Source organism: Microbacterium sp. 22195, from assembly GCF_052056515.1.
In the GTDB taxonomy this organism is placed as follows: Bacteria; Actinomycetota; Actinomycetes; order Actinomycetales; family Microbacteriaceae; genus Microbacterium.
In genome coordinates this window covers 1-13779 of sequence record NZ_JBQEPE010000008.1, presented here as the reverse complement: position 1 = coordinate 13779, position 13779 = coordinate 1, and the positions used below count along the sequence as shown (strand labels likewise).

Below are 13779 nucleotides of genomic sequence, written 5' to 3'. Positions count from 1 at the left end.
GAAAGCTTACTTACTAGTAGGTAACCTACCGTCTATTCACTTTCTCGCCAGTAAGTGAAACCCGGAGAGCGAGCGCAGACGCTCGCCCCTCGCACCAGGACACCGTGCCCTAGGAGAAGCAATGAAGCTCAAGAAGTACTTGATCGCAGGCACTGCGATCGCCGCACTGAGTGCGCTCGCCCTGACCGGATGCTCGTCGAGCGGCTCGACCGGATCCAGCGGCGGCGGCACCTCGCTGACCGTCGCGAAGCCGGACGGCTCCGGGGTGCTCTCGACCCAGATCAACAACCCGTTCATCGGCACCGGCTCCGGAATGTCGCTGGCGTACGACCGGATGATCTACGAGCCGCTCGCGATGGTCAACCCGGTCGGCAAGAACGAGACCACGCCGTGGCTCGCCTCGAAGGTGGAGTGGAACAGCGACTACACGCAGCTCACGGTCACCCCGCGCAAGGACGTGAAATGGAACGACGGCAAGCTGTTCACCGCCGACGACATCGTCTTCACCTTCACCCTCATCAAGGACACCCCCGCCCTCGACCTCGGCGGTCTGAAGCTGAGCGGCATCGAGAAGGACGGCGACGACGTCGTGATGACGTTCAGCGAGTCGAAGTTCGTCAAGCAGGGCGACGTCCTCCAGGTGCCGATCGTTCCCGAGCACCAGTGGAAGAGCATCGCCGACCCGACCAAGGATCCGGTCAAGGATGCCATCGGCACGGGGCCCTACACGATCAAGAGCTTCTCGTCGCAGGGCGTCGTGCTCAGCGCCCGCAACGACTACTGGGGCGGCAAGGTCCCGGTGGCCACCCTCAAGTACCTCGAGTACAACGACAACACCGGCCTGCTCCGCGCGCTGCAGAGCAAGGAGGCCGACTGGGCGCAGATCTTCATCACCGACTACCAGACCAACTTCGTCGACAAGGATCCGAAGCACAACGTCTTCTGGGGCGCCAACGTCCTGAGCCCCGACATGATCCTGGTCAACACCACGAAGGCGCCGTTCAACGATGTCGCGTTCCGCAAGGCCGTCAACATGGTCGTCGACCGCAAGGCGCACGCCGAGAAGGCGCGCAGCAACGCCGGTCCGGAGCTGAAGAACGTCACCGGCATCCCGCAGCCCACCGGTGACCAGTACATCGCCCCCGAGTACAAGGACAAGAACTTCACCGTCGACGTCGACGGCGCCAAGAAGATCCTCACCGACGCCGGCTACACCTGGAAGAACGACGCCCTGATCGATCCGTCCGGCAACCCGGTCTCCTTCACCCTGCAGGACCCGCAGGGATGGAACGACTACGTCACCGGCATCCAGCTCGTCGCGACCCAGGTCAAGAGCACCCTCGGCGCCGACGCGAAGGTCGCGACGCCCGACGCAGACACCTGGTTCAGCAACATGGCGACCGGGAACTTCGATGCGGCACTGCACTGGTCGGGCTCCGGATCCAACCCGTGGCACATCTACGACGACGTCATGAACGGCGCCTATCTCGAGCAGGCGTCGGGCGGCAAGGTCTCCGACAACTTCGGCCGCTATGACAACCCGGAGGCGACCGCCCTGCTCAAGCAGTACGCCCAGGCATCCGACGACGCAGCCCGCACCGACGCGCTCAACAAGATCCAGAAGATCTTCGTCGAGGACGTCCCGGCCATCCCGATCGGCACCCACCCCCAGCTGGCGGAGTACAACACCCGCACGTTCACGGGCTGGCCGAGCGAGAGCGACCAGTACGCGACCGCCGACCCGACGCAGCCGTCCGCCGTCCAGGTGCTGATGAACCTGAAGCCGGTCAAGTAGTCGTCATCGCAGGTCCGGGGCGGGCTCTCCCGCCCCGGACCTGCACCGAGCCGAAGGGCCTCCTCATGACAGATCCCCTCCTCTCGATACGCGACTTCTCGGTCGTGTACGACGTCGATCCGCCGGTCGAGGCGGTCAAGCACGTCACGCTCGACATCCGCCGCGGCGAGATCATCGGTCTCGCCGGCGAGAGCGGGAGCGGCAAGACCACGCTCGCGTACGGGGTGCAGAGACTCCTCAAGCCCCCGGCCGTGATCACCAGCGGCAGCGTCGTCTTCCACGACGAGGACGGCGCGGACATCGACCTGCACGCGCTCGACGTGGAGCAGATGCGGCGCTTCCGCTGGGACAAGATCTCGATGGTGTTCCAGGGCGCCATGAACGCCCTCAATCCCGTGGCCACCATCGGCTCGCAGCTCGACGACGTGTTCGTGGTGCACCGGCCCCGCATGGGCCGTCGTGAGCGCCGTGAGGCCGTGGACGAGCTGCTCGAGATCGTGAAGGTGGGCGCTCAGCGCGCGCGGTCGTACCCGCACGAGCTCTCCGGCGGCATGCGCCAGCGCGTCATGATCGCGATGGCCCTCGCCCTGCGACCGCAGCTGATGGTCATGGACGAGCCCACGACGGCGCTGGACGTGCTGGTGCAGCGGGAGATCCTCAAGCAGATCTCTCAGCTGCGCCACGAGTTCGGCTTCTCGGTGGTGTTCATCACCCACGACCTGCCTCTGCTGCTGGAGATCAGCGACCGCATCGCCGTGATGCGCGAGGGCGAGATCGTCGAGCTCTCGGACGCGAGGGAGCTGTGGACGGACCCCCGGCACGAGTACACGCAGAACCTGCTGCGCTCGTTCCCCCGCCTCACCGGCGAGAGAGGAGTGGTGACGCGATGACGACCCTCGAGTTCAAGAACGTCACGAAGATCTACAACGTCCGAGGATCGGGACAGATCAGGGCGCTCGACGATGTGAGCTTCACGCTCCGCTCGCATCAGACGATCGGACTGGTCGGACAGTCCGGCAGCGGCAAGTCGACGATCGCGAAGATCCTCACGCAGCTCGAGACGCCCACGCACGGCGAGGTGCTGCTCGACGGCACGCCCATCCCGCGCGGCGGGCGGGGGCTGCGCAAGTACCGGCAGCAGCTGCGCATGGTGTTCCAGGACCCGTTCGCCTCGCTGAACCCGTACCACTCCATCCGCCACCACGTCGAGCGTCCCCTGCGCCTTGACAAGGTCGTCCCGTCCGGCGAGATCGACGCCGAAGTGCGCCGGCTGCTGGAGCGCGTGAAGCTCGATCCGGATGCCGTGATGGAGCGACGCCCGCATGAGCTGTCCGGCGGGCAGCGCCAGCGGGTGGCGATCGCCCGTGCGCTGGCATCGCGGCCCGCGCTGCTGGTCGCCGACGAGCCGGTGTCGATGCTGGACGTGTCCCTGCGGCTCGGCGTGCTCAATCTGCTCGCGGATCTGCAGCGCGAGCAGGGGCTCGGCGTGCTCTACATCACGCACGACCTCGCCACGGCCCGGCACTTCAGCGACGAGATCATGGTGCTCAACCAGGGCAGGGCGGTCGAGTACGGGCCCGCGGACGACGTGATCCTGAACCCGACGGACCCCTACACACGCGAGCTGCGCGCCGCATCCCCCGATCCGGAGGAGTTCTTCCGGACCGCCGCGACACAGGCAGGAGGCGCGCGATGAGCGCGGAGCAGACATCGGCGGAAGCGGTGGACCGGGCATCCGCGGAACAGCACGCCGCCGCTGGGACGACCGACCCGACGCTGGTCGGGACGACCGCGACGAAGGCCGAGCACGGCGGCATCCGCGTGCCCTGGCGGTTCATCGGCAGTCGCGTCGCGTTCTACGCGTTCACGGCGTGGGCGGCGATCACCATCAACTTCTTCCTCCCGCGGCTGATGAAGGGCGACGCGGTCGACGCCTACATGGCGCGCAGCCAGGGACAGCTCACCCCGGATGCCGAGAAGGCGCTGCGCATCCTGTTCGGCCTGGACAAGTCCATCCCGCTCTGGCAGCAGTACCTCACCTACTGGGGCAACCTGCTGCACGGCGACCTGGGCGTCTCGATCTCCACGGGCATGGCGCCGGTGGGTGAGGCGATCGCCGCGGCATTGCCGTGGACGCTCGGACTGGTGGGCGTGGCGACCGTGATCTCGTTCATCATCGGTACCGTGCTCGGCGCCGTGATCGGCTGGAGACGGGGCGGCAGGCTCGACTCGCTGGTGCCGATCACCACGTTCCTCGGCACCGTGCCCTACTTCTGGCTCGGCCTGATCTTCATCGCGGTGTTCGCCACCGTGCTCGGATGGTTCCCCGCGGGGCACGCGTACGAGGTGGGCGTCGAGCCGGGCTGGAACGGAGAGTTCATCTCGCAGGTCGTCTCGCACGCCGTGCTCCCCGTGATCACGATCGTGCTCGTCTCCCTGGGCGGCTGGGTGCTCGGGATGCGCAACATGATGCTCACGGTGCTCGACGAGGACTACGTCACCGTCGCGCAGGCGAAGGGCATGCCCGACAAGCGCGTGCTGTGGCGCTATGCCGCTCGCAACGCCGTGCTGCCCCAGATCCAGAGCTTCGCCCTGGCCCTCGGGTTCATCGTCGGCGGCACGATCGTGATGGAGATGGTGTTCTCCTACCCGGGCATCGGTCTGCTGCTGCTCAGCGCGACCAACGCCAAGGACTTCGCCCTGATGCAGGGGATCTTCCTGGTGCTGGTCCTCGCCGTGCTGATCGCCAACATCCTCGCCGACATCGCCTACGCGATCCTCGACCCGCGCACCCGGCAGACGGAGGCCTGATCATGACCGCTCCCACGCAGAACCTGATCGCCCAGCAGGCGTTCACCGCGCCCCCGGCGCCCCGGCGGAAGACGTTCTGGAGTCAGCTGGGCGCATCGATGGCGATGTTCAGCAACGCCAAGTCGGCCACGGGGCTCGTCATCCTCGGGATCTTCACGCTGGTCGCGATCCTCGCGCCGCTGATCGCCCCGTACGACCCGACCGCGCAGCACCTCGACCAGACGCTGCAGCCGCCGTCGTTCCAGCACCTGCTGGGGACGACGCACATCGGCGAGGACGTCTTCAGCCAGATGGTCTACGGCACGCGCGGCGTGCTCGTGGTCGGATTCCTGGCGACGATCATGGCCACGGTGGTCGCGATCGTCGTCGGGGTGACGGCGGGATACCTGCGCGGCTGGAAGAGCGAGTCGCTGTCGGCGCTGTCCAACGTGTTCCTGGTCATCCCGGGACTGCCGCTGATGATCATCATCGCCTCGCAGTTCGCCGACCCGCCGCTGTGGGTCATCGCGGCCGTGCTGGGCCTGACCGGGTGGGCGTGGGGCGCCCGGGTGCTGCGTGCGCAGACCATGTCGCTGCGCAACCGCGACTTCATCCAGGCCGCCAGGGCCAACGGCGAGCCGCTGCACCGCATCATCCTGGTGGAGATGCTGCCGAACCTCATGGCGATCATCGCCTCCAGCTTCGTCGGGACCATGACCGCCGCGGTGCTGGGGCTGACGACGCTCGCCTTCATCGGGGTGATCCCCGTGTCGAACCTGAACTGGGGCACCATCCTGTTCTGGGCGCAGCAGAACAACGCGTTCCCGGACTACTGGTGGTGGTACGTCCCCGCCGGCCTGTGCATCGCGCTGGTCGGCGTCGCCCTGGCGCTGATCAACTTCGGCATCGACGAGTACGTCAACCCGCGGCTCCGCTCCGCGGGGGAGCGGGCTCGCGCCATGAGGAAGAAGGGCCTGGATCTGAACGCCGCCGTCACCTCGGTGCGGACGCAGCCGGCATCCACCCGGACCGACGAGGCCGGCGCGCAGCCCGGCGAGAACCACGCGAAGGAACCGGTACGTTGACCTCCCACCCCTATCAGGACGCCGCTCTGCCGACCGCCGATCGTGTGGAGGATCTGCTCAACAGGATGACCCTCGAGGAGAAGGTCGGGCAGATGCTGCAGCTGGACGCCCGCGAGGAACTGGACGACGCGGTGCGTTCCCGCCACGCGGGATCGATCCTGCACACCTCTCCGGAGCGGATCCTGCTGGCGAACGAACTCGTCGCGCAGACCCGGCTCCGCATCCCGCTGCTGGTGGCGGAGGACTGCATCCACGGTCACTCGTTCTGGCCGGGCGCGACGATCTACCCCACGCAGCTCGGCATGGCGGCGTCCTGGGACGCCGATCTGCTCGAGCGCGTCGCGAGGGCCACCGCCGAGGAGGTCGCGGTCACGGGCATCCACTGGACCTTCTCCCCGGTGCTGTGCATCGCCCGCGATCTGCGATGGGGGCGGGTGAACGAGACCTTCGGCGAGGATCCGTACCTGATCGGCGAGCTGGCATCGGCGATGGTGCGCGGCTACCAGGGGGACGGCCTCTCGGATCGCACGGCGGTCCTGGCCACGGCCAAGCACTTCGCCGGCTACTCCGAGACCCAGGGCGGGAGGGATGCCAGCGAGGCCGACATCTCGCCCCGCAAGCTCCGCTCGTGGTTCCTGCCTCCGTTCGAGCGAGTCGCCCGGGAGGGCTGCCGCACGTTCATGCTCGGCTACCAGACCACGGACGGCGTGCCGATCACGCTGAACGAGTGGCTGCTCACCGACGTCCTCAAGGGCGAGTGGGGCTACACCGGCACGCTGGTCACCGACTGGGACAACGTCGGGCGCATGGTGTGGGAGCAGCATGTGCAGCCCGACTACGCGCACGCCGCCGCGGCCGCGACGAAGGCCGGCAACGACATGATCATGACGACGCCCGGGTTCTTCGAAGGCGCGCTCGCCGCGGTGGAGCAGGGGCTGATCGCGGCGGACGCCTTCGACGACGCCGTGCGCCGCATCCTGACTCTCAAGTTCGACCTCGGACTGTTCGAGGACCCGCGGATGCCGTCCGAGCACCTCGACACGGTGGTCGGCAGCCGGGCGCACGCCGACCTGAACCTCGAGGTGGCGCGGCGCTCGCTCGTCCTGCTCGAGAACGACGGGACTCTACCTCTTCTGCCGGTTGCGCCTGGTGGGCCTCTCCTGCCGGCTGCCGAGCCGCTGCGGGTCGCCGTGGTCGGTCCGCTCGCCGACGATGCGCAGACCCAGCTCGGCGACTGGGCCGGCGGCTCGGGGCAGGCAGGCTGGCTGGACGGGCAGCCGCGGGAGATGATCATCACTGTGCTCGACGGGCTCCTCGCTGTCGACGGCCTCGCCGTGCATCACGCGCGCGGCGCGGACATCCTCACGCTGGTTGACGACCCGCTCGGTGCGAGGTTCCCAGACGGACAGCCGCGCCCGCCGCTGGTGGTGCCGACGCCGCCGGATCAGCGGCTGATCGCCGAGGCCGTCCGGGAGGCGGAGGCCGCGGATGTCGTCGTCGCCGTCGTCGGCGACCGGATCGAGCTGGTGGGCGAGGGGCGATCCACGGCGACGCTCGAGCTCATCGGCGGGCAGAACGCGCTGCTGGACGCGCTGATCGCCACCGGGAGACCGGTGGTGATCGTGCTGCTCGCCTCCAAGCCGCTGGTGCTGCCGGCATCCGCCTCTCGGGCCGCCGCCGTGATCTGGGCGGCGAACCCCGGGATGCAGGGCGGCCGCGCGATCGCCGAGCTGATCACCGGTGCCATCGAGCCCTCGGGACGGCTTCCCATCTCGTTCGCGCGTCACGTCGGCCAGCAGCCGACGTACTACAACCAGATCCGCGGCCAGCACGGCCACCGCTACGCCGACCTGACCCAGTCGCCCGCCTGGGCCTTCGGCGAGGGGCTGTCGTACACGACCGTCGAGTACTCAGCGCTGACCGTGCTCTCGGCCTCGGTCTGCGCCGACGGCACGATCGCCGCGGACGTGACGGTGACCAACACGGGCTCGCGGCCGGTGCTGGAGACCGTGCAGGTCTATGTGCGCGACGCCGTGACCAGCGTCAGCTGGGCGGACAAGGAGCTGAAGACCCACCGGCAGGTGCCGTTGGCGCCGGGTGAGTCCCAGCGCGTGCGCATCGAACTGCCCGTCGCGGACTGCACGATCGTCGATGCCAGCGGTCGCCGGATCGTCGAGCCCGGCGACTTCGAGCTGCTGGTCGGCCCGTCGTCCCGCGACGAGGCGCTGCTGCGGGCCGAGTTCACCGTGCGCTGACCCCGCGCGGTCATCGCCGCGCGCCGCGACGCGCTCTCGCATGCTGTGCACTTGGCGCGGGAATGTGCGCTTCGCGCGGACGGATGCTGTGATTCGGTCCGCGGGAAGGGCACATCTCCGCGCGAAGTGCTCGGCGCGGTCGCGCGAGCGCGTGCGTCGCCGCACGCAGGACCAGCCCGCGACTACACCCGCGCGGTCGTGCCGCGGACGATCAGCTCGTACGGCAGCTCGCCGCCGGGGGCATCCGCACCGCCCTCCAGCTGCGCGAGGATCGCCTGCGCGGCGCGCTCGCCCTGCGCCATCGGGAACTGGTCGACGGTCGTGAGCTGGAAGAACTCGCCCAGCTCGTGCCCGTCGATCCCGACGATCGAGAGGTCCTGCGGCACCCGGAAGCCCAGATCGCGGGCGGCGAGGATCGCGCCGATCGCCATCTCGTCGGATGCTGCGAAGATCGCCGTCGGACGAGGGCCGGGGCGCCCCAGCAGCTGCTTGGCCGCGCGGAAGCCGCCGTCGACGGTGAAGTCCGCGGGCTCCAGGAAGGCGTGGTTCGGCGTGATCCCGGCATCCGTCAGCGCCTGCTCGAAGCCGAGGCGGCGCTGGGTCGGGATGTGGAAGTCGATGTCGAACTCCGGGTTCGCGCCGATGTGCGCGATGTCGCGGTGGCCGAGGCCGATCAGGTGATCGGTCGCCAGGCGCGCGACCGCGGTGTCGTCGACGGTGAGCGTGCGCAGCCGCGGGTTCGGGCCGCCGATCGCGATCACCGGCAGCCCCAGGTCGAGCAGCTGGCCGGTCTCGTCGTCGTCGAGCTCGATGGACACGGCGACGACCGCGTCCACGCGCTGGCGACGCAGGAACGTGGAGAACACCTCGTGCCGGACCGCGGCGTCGGCCGTGATGTTGTAGAGCGTGATGTCGTAGCCGGCGCGCATCAGGGCGCTCGTCGCGCCGGAGAGCACTGTGCTGAAGAACCAGCGGTCCAGGAACGGGACGATCACGCCGACGTTCTGGGTGCGGCCGGATGCCAGGCTCGACGCCCGCGACGACACGACGTACCCGAGCGTCTCGGCAGCGACGTGCACGCGATCGCGCGCGCCGGCGGACACGTGCCCGCGTCCGCTGAGCGCCCGCGACACGGTCGCGGTCGACACTCCCGCGAGCTTCGCGACCTCGTCGATGCTCACCATGGCGTCACTCCTGCTCTTCTCGGGCCGCGGGACCGGCCTTGCGGCGTGAGACGGCCGCCGCGAAGGCCGGTCGTCTCATGCCGCAAGGCAAGTCTCGCGCACTGGATCAGGCCCGGGTGAACCAGGCTGCGGTGTTCGGAGGCAGGGCGGTGCCGGCGAACGGCTCGGACTGGATCACGAACGTCACGCCCTCGCCGAGCTCGATCGGCTCGGAGCCCAGGTTCGCCACCACGTGCAGGTCGCCGCGGTGGAACGCCACGGCGGCGGCATCCACGTCGTCCCACACCAGCGAGCCGGAGCCGAGCCCGCGCGCACGGCGCTCTGCGAGCAGCGCCTTGTACAGGTTCAGGGTCGAGGTCGGGTCCTGCTCCTCGGCATCCCGGGCGAAGCCCGCCCACTCGGCCGGCTGCGGCAGCCAGGATGCGCCGGTGTCGTTGAACCCGAACGCCTTGCCCGACGCCGTCCACGGCAGGGGCACGCGGCAGCCGTCGCGGCCGTAGCGCTCGCCGTTCGTGCGGAACCAGGTGGGGTCCTGGCGGAACTCGTCCGGGATCTCCATCGCCTCGGGAAGGCCCAACTCCTCGCCCTGGTAGACGTACGCCGAACCGGGGAGGGAGAGCATGACGGTGGTCGCGGCGCGCCCGCGGGAGAGTCCGATGGCCGGGTCGGGCTTGCCCTTCGACTTCGGCCCGATGCCGTCGCCCTGCGGGCTGTCGGCGGTCAGGGCCAGGCGCGAGGCGTGCCGGATCACGTCGTGGTTCGACAGCACCCAGGTGCTTGGAGCGCCCACCTCGCCGAAGGCGTCGAGGGAGTCCCGGATGACGGCGCGCAGCGCCGCGGCATCCCACTCCGACATCAGGTACGGGAAGTTGAAGGTCTGGTGCATCTCGTCGGGGCGCACCCAGAGCGCGGTCTTCTTCAGAGTGGGCAGCCAGGCCTCTCCGCACAGTGCGCGGTCGCCGTCGTACTCCGCCATCACCTTGTGCCAGTCGCGGTAGATGTCGTGCACCTCGTCCTGGCCCCAGTACGGCACGTTCTCCTCGCCGCCGCCCATGGAGTCCGCGTCGGCCACGGGCGCGTAGTCCGGAAGGCCGGCCTCCTTGACCATGCCGTGCGCGACGTCGACGCGGAAGCCGTCGACGCCGCGGTCGAGCCAGAAGCGCAGGATGCTGCGGAACTCCTCGCGCACCTCCTCGTTGGTCCAGTCGAAGTCGGGCTGGCTGGCGTCGAAGATGTGCAGGTACCACTGTCCGGGCGTGCCGTCGGCCTCGGTCACCCGCTCCCACATACCGCCGCCGAACACGCTCTCCCAGTTGTTCGGGGGCAGCTCGCCGTTCTCGCCTCGTCCGTCACGGAACACGTAGCGGGCGCGCTCGGGGCTGCCGGGTGCGGCCTTGAGGGCCTGCTGGAACCAGACGTGCTGGTCGCTGGAGTGGTTGGGGACGAGATCGACGATCACCCGGATGCCGCGGGCGTGCGCCGCGTCGAGCATGGCGTCGAAGTCGGCGAGCGTGCCGAACAGCGGGTCGACGTCGCGGTAGTCGGCCACGTCGTAGCCGGCGTCCTTCTGCGGGCTGGTCATGAACGGGCTCAGCCAGATCGCGTCGACGCCGAGGCTCTTCAGGTCGTCGAGTCGCGCGGTGATGCCCGGCAGGTCGCCGATGCCGTCGCCCGAGGCGTCGGCGAAGGAGCGCGGATAGATCTGGTAGATGACGGCCGTGCGCCACCATTCGGAACCGGGGGATGCGACCTGCTCGAGCTGTGCCATGCGAACAGGCTACTGGAAGCGCTTACAGTTCCGGAAGTGCGGGGATCGAATCGGTTCGATTCGGGCGTGGCGGGCGGGAGAGGTGTAAATCGGGTGCTCGCCCTCGCGCAGCTCTGAAGGAAGGACGCGGTTCTGAAGGAAGCTCGGCGCCCGCGCATCCTTCAGAACCGAGAGTGTCCTTCAGAAGAGAGCGGATGCTGCGCCTGCGCGCCGCTGCGGATGCCGCGCTCTGCCCTCATGCGCGCCCGCGCGGGGCATCCGGCCGCGGCTCAGGCCGAGCGCCGCGCAGCCTCCAGCGCCGTGCCGTGCTGCACGGCCGCGGCGTCCATCAGCTCGCGCAGCTGCCCGGCGGTGACGTTCGCGCCGAAGGTCGGGTATCCGGGCTGCAGTACGACGCCGTTCGCAAGCGGGCCGGCGAGCACCGGATCGAAGCCCAGAGCGTCCACCAGGGCTGACACCGTCGCCACGTCGTCCGCATCGTCACCGGCCACCGCGATGGCCTTGCGGCCCTGCGCGCCTGCGGGACGGGACTCGTCCTCGAGGTCGTGGTAGCCCATGTGGTTCAGCGCCTTCACCACGCGGGCGCCCGCGAGGTGCTCCTGCACGAGCTCGCTGGTCGAGGTGCGGGGATCGTCCAGGTCGTCGCGGATGCCGTCGGTCTCCCACCAGTAGTTCATCGTGTCGATCACGAGCTTGCCGCGCAGCAGGTCGGCGTCGAGGGTGTCGTGCTTGCCGAGCGGCAGGGCGAGCACCACGATGTCGGCTTCGCGGATCGCGTCGGCGGCGTGCACGGCGGTCGCACCAGGCACCAGGACCTCCACGGTCAGTGCGATGCGCTCGGGGTCGCGCGAGCCGGCGATCAGCACGCGGTGGCCGGCCGCCACGGCGAGGCGGGCGAGCGCGGTGCCGACCTTGCCGGCGCCGAGGATGCCGATGGTGGTCATGGACTTCTCCTGGGGGTTCGTGGTCTCAGGCATGGACGGCCTTGCCATCCTTGGTGATCTGGGCGACCTGGCGGCGGGTCGGGTACCAGCTCCCCGGGTCCTCGGCGAGGAGCTCGCGGACCCGGGGCACCACCCTCTCGCCGAGCAGGCGGATGCTGTTCTCCCGCGCCTCGCGCGGCAGGTGCGTCAGGTCGTACTTCAGGTCGAAGCGGGAGAGGTGGTTGTCGCGAAACGCCTTCGCCATCTTCTGTGCGACGGTCTCGGGTGAGCCGACGTACAGTGCGCCGGAGTCGACCTCCTCCGCGTAGCGCTCGGGCGTCGGCGGGTAGAAGCCGCGCTCCTTGCTGAGCTGCTGCACCATCGGCTCCCAGTACTGCCAGTGCGTGTTCCTCGCCTCGTCGTCCGAGTCTGCGATCAGTCCGATGGAGTGCTGCGCGACCGGCAGCTCCCGGTGGCCGTACTTGGCGAGGGCGCGCAGGTACAGCTCCACGTGGCCGGCGAAGCGCTCGGGGCGCCCGCCGATGATGGCCATCATCAGGGGCAGGCCGTAACGGGCGGCGCGGATCACGGAGTCAGGGCTGCCGCCGATGCCGATCCAGGTGGGGATGCCGCCCTCCGGCATCCGGGGATGCAGTCGCACGTCCTCCAGCGGGGTGCGGTACTTGCCCGACCAGGTCACGCGATCCTCGCGCATCAGGCGCATGAACAGCTCGAGCTTCTCCTCGAAGATCTCCTCGTACTCGGCGATGTCGTAGCCGAACAGGGGGAAGGACTCGATGGCGGATGCCCGGCCGAGGACCATCTCGGTGCGGCCACCGGAGACGCCGTCGACGGTGGCGAACTGCTGGTAGAGCCGCACCGGGTCCTGCGTGGACAGCACCGTGACGGAGGTGCCGAGGTGGATGCGGGAGGTCGCCTGCGCTGCGGCGGCCAGCACCACCGGAGTCGCCGAGTCGACCGAGCCCTCCTTGTAGTGCTCGCCGATGCTGAAGACGTCCAGGCCCACGGACTCGGCCAGCTGCGCCTCCTCGACCAGCAGCCGCAGGGACTCGGCATCCGACATCACCCGACCGGCCTCGGTGGCGACGTCCCCGAAGGAGTTCAGCCCGAACTCGATGTCCTCGACCGAGGCGCTCATGGTGTGCCGACCTTCCTGTGCGACGTCCTATTGGTTGACGTGTCAATCGGCTCAACCGTATGGTGAGCCTATCCATTCCCGAGGAGGACGGATGCCTGCGGACAGGACGAGGAGCACGCCCACCCCTGCGCAGCTGCGCGTGTGGCGCGAGTACATCGAGACCGCCGACGCGCTGCGGCGCACCCTGGACGGCAGGATGCTGTCGGAGTCGGGGATGTCATCCGGGGACTACAGCGTGCTGCTGGCCCTGAGTGAGGCGCCGCGACGCACGCTCCGCTCGGCGCAGCTGGCGGAGGCCGTGGGATGGGAGCGCAGCAGGCTGTCCCATCACCTGAGGAGGATGGAGCGCCGCGGCCTCATCACGAGGGACGCGAGCGAGGCGGAGGCGCGCGGCGTGGAGGTGACGATCACCGCGGTGGGCCTGGAGCTGTTCCGCGCCGGCTCGGTCCCGCACCTGCGCGCGGTCAAGGAGCTGTTCGTCGACGTGCTCTCCCCGCAGCAGCTCGATGACGCGGGCGGGATCGCGGCTGCGCTGCGCCGGAAAGCGGGCGACACGCCCGGGCTCCGCAGCTGATTTGCCGGGTGCCCGGGATCCACGTAAATTATTACTTGTTCGCCCCAAGCGGTTGAGCGGAAGGCCTGAAGGCCTGGCTCCCCTCCAAGCAGCGAACGGAAATCCTCAACTTCCACTGACGGCTTCGCTGGTGTAAGATGGAGGTTCCGGCTCCGGAACGACTGGTCAACAGTCCTGGATCTGCCGGGTATGATTGTGAAGTTGCCCTGCGCTTCTCGCCCTGATGGGGTGGGTGTGTGGGTGCGT

Annotated in this window: 11 protein-coding genes; 7 read left to right on the top strand and 4 right to left on the bottom strand. The window is 69.1% G+C overall.

Translation table 11 applies throughout. The features are described from left to right. Positions 1 to 121 precede the first annotated feature (121 nt). From ACTJJ4_RS17305 to ACTJJ4_RS17280, 6 genes are all read left to right on the top strand, one after another. A complete protein-coding gene (locus ACTJJ4_RS17305) occupies positions 122 to 1795 on the top strand; it encodes an ABC transporter substrate-binding protein (protein ID WP_440944469.1) in 1674 nt (557 codons plus the stop codon). Positions 1796 to 1860: 65 nt separating this feature from the next. Further along, positions 1861 to 2685 carry an ABC transporter ATP-binding protein gene (locus ACTJJ4_RS17300; protein ID WP_440944468.1) on the top strand — a complete coding sequence of 275 codons (825 nt, stop codon included), beginning with the start codon at positions 1861 to 1863 and terminating at the stop codon, positions 2683 to 2685. Next, positions 2682 to 3491 (top strand): ABC transporter ATP-binding protein, encoded by an 810-nt coding sequence (locus ACTJJ4_RS17295; RefSeq protein ID WP_440944467.1) that lies wholly within the window; start codon positions 2682 to 2684, stop codon positions 3489 to 3491. The genes ACTJJ4_RS17300 and ACTJJ4_RS17295 overlap by 4 nt, the downstream gene beginning before the upstream one ends. Then, positions 3488 to 4606 carry an ABC transporter permease gene (locus ACTJJ4_RS17290; protein ID WP_440944466.1) on the top strand — a complete coding sequence of 373 codons (1119 nt, stop codon included), beginning with the start codon at positions 3488 to 3490 and terminating at the stop codon, positions 4604 to 4606. The genes ACTJJ4_RS17295 and ACTJJ4_RS17290 overlap by 4 nt, the downstream gene beginning before the upstream one ends. 2 nt (positions 4607 to 4608) lie before the next feature. Continuing rightward, positions 4609 to 5670 carry an ABC transporter permease gene (locus ACTJJ4_RS17285; RefSeq protein WP_440944465.1) on the top strand — a complete coding sequence of 354 codons (1062 nt, stop codon included), beginning with the start codon at positions 4609 to 4611 and terminating at the stop codon, positions 5668 to 5670. Further along, positions 5667 to 7925, top strand: a complete 2259-nt coding sequence (locus ACTJJ4_RS17280; RefSeq protein ID WP_440944464.1) for a glycoside hydrolase family 3 N-terminal domain-containing protein — start codon at positions 5667 to 5669, stop codon at positions 7923 to 7925. The genes ACTJJ4_RS17285 and ACTJJ4_RS17280 overlap by 4 nt, the downstream gene beginning before the upstream one ends. 182 nt (positions 7926 to 8107) lie before the next feature. Here the strand turns inward: ACTJJ4_RS17280 and ACTJJ4_RS17275 are convergent, their stop codons facing one another. From ACTJJ4_RS17275 to ACTJJ4_RS17260, 4 genes are all read right to left on the bottom strand, one after another. Next, the gene (locus ACTJJ4_RS17275; protein WP_440944463.1) at positions 8108 to 9109 is read right to left on the bottom strand and encodes a LacI family DNA-binding transcriptional regulator; all 1002 of its coding nucleotides are present in this window, start codon (positions 9107 to 9109) and stop codon (positions 8108 to 8110) included. Between the two features lie 106 nt (positions 9110 to 9215). Further along, positions 9216 to 10877, bottom strand: a complete 1662-nt coding sequence (locus ACTJJ4_RS17270) for a glycoside hydrolase family 13 protein (RefSeq protein WP_440944462.1) — start codon at positions 10875 to 10877, stop codon at positions 9216 to 9218. Positions 10878 to 11146: 269 nt separating this feature from the next. Beyond that, positions 11147 to 11854 (bottom strand): NADPH-dependent F420 reductase, encoded by a 708-nt coding sequence (locus ACTJJ4_RS17265; RefSeq protein ID WP_440944461.1) that lies wholly within the window; start codon positions 11852 to 11854, stop codon positions 11147 to 11149. After that, positions 11847 to 12959 carry an LLM class flavin-dependent oxidoreductase gene (locus ACTJJ4_RS17260; protein WP_440944460.1) on the bottom strand — a complete coding sequence of 371 codons (1113 nt, stop codon included), beginning with the start codon at positions 12957 to 12959 and terminating at the stop codon, positions 11847 to 11849. Before ACTJJ4_RS17260 ends, ACTJJ4_RS17265 begins: the two co-directional genes overlap by 8 nt. 91 nt (positions 12960 to 13050) lie before the next feature. On the opposite strand from ACTJJ4_RS17260, the gene ACTJJ4_RS17255 reads away from it, so the two are divergent. Then, positions 13051 to 13533, top strand: a complete 483-nt coding sequence (locus ACTJJ4_RS17255; protein ID WP_440944459.1) for a MarR family winged helix-turn-helix transcriptional regulator — start codon at positions 13051 to 13053, stop codon at positions 13531 to 13533. Positions 13534 to 13779 lie beyond the last annotated feature (246 nt).